Below are 3,646 nucleotides of genomic sequence, written 5' to 3' on the forward strand. Positions count from 1 at the left end.
CTGCCAAATCAGGCACCTGGCTTTTATTTCACTGGAACGTGACTCACCCGCGCCATAAGTTTTTTCAGAGACAGTTGAATGGGCTCCGGTTTTTCGGGGCCTTTTTCTCTTTATTGATCTGAAATATCTTCACATTTTTTCTGGTCATGGCCGTGAATTAAATCGTACTCTGCTTTGAATGCTTTGGCATGCGACTCAAAATATTCGATAATGCAATCAGCATCACCAATTTTATCTCTCCACTTTTCCAGAAAACTGTGTCTGCCCATCACATGATAACTATCCCCATGCCATGTGTGCATAAACCCAATCAACGGAACCTGATTGTAATCATTGCGCGGTATTCGCCCTCTCACATGGTGGCAATGCATATTATATGGCCCAATTCCCCGCTCAGCGACCATACCAGTGATGATGCACGGCTGCTCTCCTAACCAAGCGCTGTAATGATCATCCACTACATCATTGCGCCGTACTTTTGGTTTTTTATAGGCTTTGCGTTTGGGTGGCTCATAGGGTTTTGCTTGCGGAAATACGATCGCTTTGCGCTCTGTTTTTTCCCAATCAATGGGTTTTCGGGTAATGCCTGTGCGTTTAATCGGTTTGCGCGCGCTTGTAGTAAAATCACCCGGCTTATTTTTAATGGGTGAACGGGCAATAGGTGTATTACGCGCGATAGGCTTTTGCCGTTTACGCTCAGGGAACTTGATCTCTTTTTGAGGAGTCGCATCAGCACGCAACTGATCCAGCAGCTCAACCAGACAAACAGATGCATCAGATTCGAAATCTTTTACTTCATACTCATCCTGCTTTTTAACACGAAAATCACGAGAGATTACACCTTCAACATCATCCATAGACGATTCTTGCGCAATGATTTTACCATTTTTCAACACCATATACCGTGAACTCATTCCATCCCCATATGCATCAGTTATACAAGCAGGCGCACATCATCCATAAAAGAGAGCATGAATCGAGCCTGTAAATAACAAAATGACTTAGAATGAAACTACTGTGCAAGCACATTGAAAAAATATGCTCTCTGAAACTCAGGAAGACACCATAGAGAGCTAATCCCCCTTCCTTGTCTCTTCAGACACCGATGAAAGGGCCACGGTTCCGGGGCCATCTTTTTATCCCCAAAAGACTTTGTGATTCAAGTTAAGAGTTAATATTCGTTATTATTTTTTAATTGCTAAAAGAGCTTGTTGCATATCTTCCTGGGTTTTGATGGCTGCGACATTCGCTTCGACAGATCTCTGATTAACACTCATCTGCACCATATCCTGGGCTGGGTCAGTGGTAGAGATCGATTCACCCTTGGTATTCTGCATAGCAGCACGGGCTTCCGGGCTGATATTCAATTGATCACCTGATTGCACTGCCCTACTAGCCTTAAAATCATTGCTATTCACATTGGCAATATTATTGGCTGAGACCTCTTGCGTTTTAGAGGCGTTGTTGATGGCTGCAATGTTTGCATTTACCTGCATGCACGCTCCTGTTCACTACATTAAATAATATATCGGAAAAATAACGATCAACTTAAATTCAAGATTCAATCCCTAATACCGAAATTTGCGGGTTGGGTGTGTCGTCCATCTCCGCACAAAACCCAATAACCAAAGCCTGGCATTGTTAATATTTGCTTCAAACAACCAGCCAATCCAACTCTTCCGATCTCTTGCAAACTTGAACAAAAATTCACCTTTATGGCAGCGATGCGTAATGTGCCTGCCATACTTGTCCCGGAATATGATGACGATTAGCTCGCGGCATGGCTCCTCCCTTAGAAGCACCTTTTTCATATCAAAAAGATGTTTCTAAGCTCTTACCTCTACCATTTATAGACCATTCATCCTTTAATTTCAACACTTTACCTTCGTGCGACTAGACCTAAATACTGTCACCTTTATTCTATCGCTTAGAAATAATATTCTGATTCATGCTCGTTACTGTTAACTTTGAATATGAAACGTCGACAGCTTCACATGCCTTTTGCCTTGTATCATATGAAACAGGAAACAATGAAAGGTTCTCAACCACTAACAACCTTAGTGTATTTAGTGCTAAAAAATTATTTTGAATCGAACTGTTTGCTTCTTTAACTCTGTTTAAAGGGAAACTCCCTCCATGATCTAATTGTAAAGCAACATCAACTAGATTATAGGATGGAATATCATTGTCTTTTAATAGTCTTTGATATGTCACAGAAAGATCAGGAGAGCCTACTGCACCAGAAATTCTTTTAACTATGCCGTATGTGACCACACGCCCCATACCAACAATTGTTTCTTTTGCGCGCTTTCGAATATCATCTAAATGCATCGATGGATGATGTACTTTAATAATGTTCATATAGTCTTCTAAAATTAAAGTTTCATTTTCTCTCAATAAGTTATACATCGATGCTAAAGACCGAAGGCCTAATCTGTAACATGAGTTAGCAATTTCATATTTTTGCTCAGCATGAATTGACCCCGGAAAGTTTTTTAGCACTTGCCCTAAAATCTGGAGTGTTTTTAAAGCACCATTTAATTTTATAGCAGGATCAGTCATCTGGTTTTTATCGTTCTCAGTAAGCTCGTAATTTAAAGTATCTCGTTGTTCATCTTCATCTATGTTTGCGAGTAGTTTTTTCCTGTTTTCTCTATGATCGGAATCTTCATAAGAGATATCTAATACAGCATGATCAAGTTCATTAAGAAAGACTACGTCTGCATCAATCGATGCTGGTTGAACATCAGGGAAATGCTGTTCCGCGGCATTAATCAATTCTTGAATGATTATAGGATGTTTTGACAAATGCGCTAAAAATAGAAGTATATTTGAGTATTCTTCATTATATAGATGTTGGCATAAAAATGCGATTCTATGCTGAATACTCTCCTCATCTATATGATCTTGCATATAGTAAGCTGTAAAATAGTAATACAAATATTTTTGAGCAAAATGATAGTTGCCATCTGTAGCAATAAAAATCTGTTTCTCGATTAAACTTGAACTAATATCTTTCCAAGAACGTTCAATATCAAAGTTATTTTGATGAGCGAAGTGAAAGTCTTGATATGCTCTTTCATCTAATATTTTAACCTCATTTTCGAAAAAATGATAAGAAAGATGGGCTAAATATGTCTCGAGAATATTATATTCAACGTTGGATTTCCCTTGAGACAAAGCTGTTTTAATAAAAATCTCATAGTAATACCCTTGAGTGCTTGCCCTAGTGTCAATCTGGGTTGCAGTTTCAGATGCTTGCAATACTGAGAGAACATAAATGGGATATGATGGAACAAAGTTTTTTCCGAGAAGGTCTGTTATCGTTGTTTCCATAAAGTTTAAGCGGTGTGCAAAAGCATTCTTATCTTCTGGTTCACCATCAAGTAGCAACCAATTTTCAATCAATCGATTTCGTCGTTGGCGATTAAATTGAAGTATATTTACATTGCTAAAGTCTTTTTCAAGGCCTCCACCTTCGGCATTCACAATTTCATTAATTGCCAAGGCTAGATTTTGTGCGAACAAAAAAGTGTAGGAGGAAAATTTTGATGCACGATCAAGAAACTCTTTTCTTCTTTCTTTAGTAAGGTTTAATTTATGATAGTCATCTACGATGATTACTCTTTTCCCTACATCTAAGCAT

3 protein-coding genes are annotated in these 3,646 nt (G+C 38.7%); all 3 read right to left on the minus strand.

Annotated features, from left to right (window positions below; translation table 11 throughout):
* Positions 1-110: 110 nt before the first annotated feature.
* The gene (locus D8Y20_RS13420; protein WP_236075457.1) at positions 111-914 is read right to left on the minus strand and encodes a hypothetical protein; all 804 of its coding nucleotides are present in this window, start codon (positions 912-914) and stop codon (positions 111-113) included.
* A gap of 270 nt (positions 915-1,184) precedes the next feature.
* Positions 1,185-1,496: a hypothetical protein gene (locus D8Y20_RS13425; RefSeq protein WP_121544216.1), complete on the minus strand. Its 312-nt coding sequence runs from the start codon at positions 1,494-1,496 to the stop codon at positions 1,185-1,187.
* A gap of 424 nt (positions 1,497-1,920) precedes the next feature.
* Positions 1,921-3,646, minus strand: a 1,726-nt coding sequence (locus D8Y20_RS13690) for a hypothetical protein (protein ID WP_161957651.1), incomplete at its 5' end; no start/stop codon positions are given.

The organism is Mariprofundus sp. EBB-1 (assembly GCF_003665155.1).
Lineage (GTDB): Bacteria > Pseudomonadota > Zetaproteobacteria > Mariprofundales > Mariprofundaceae > Mariprofundus.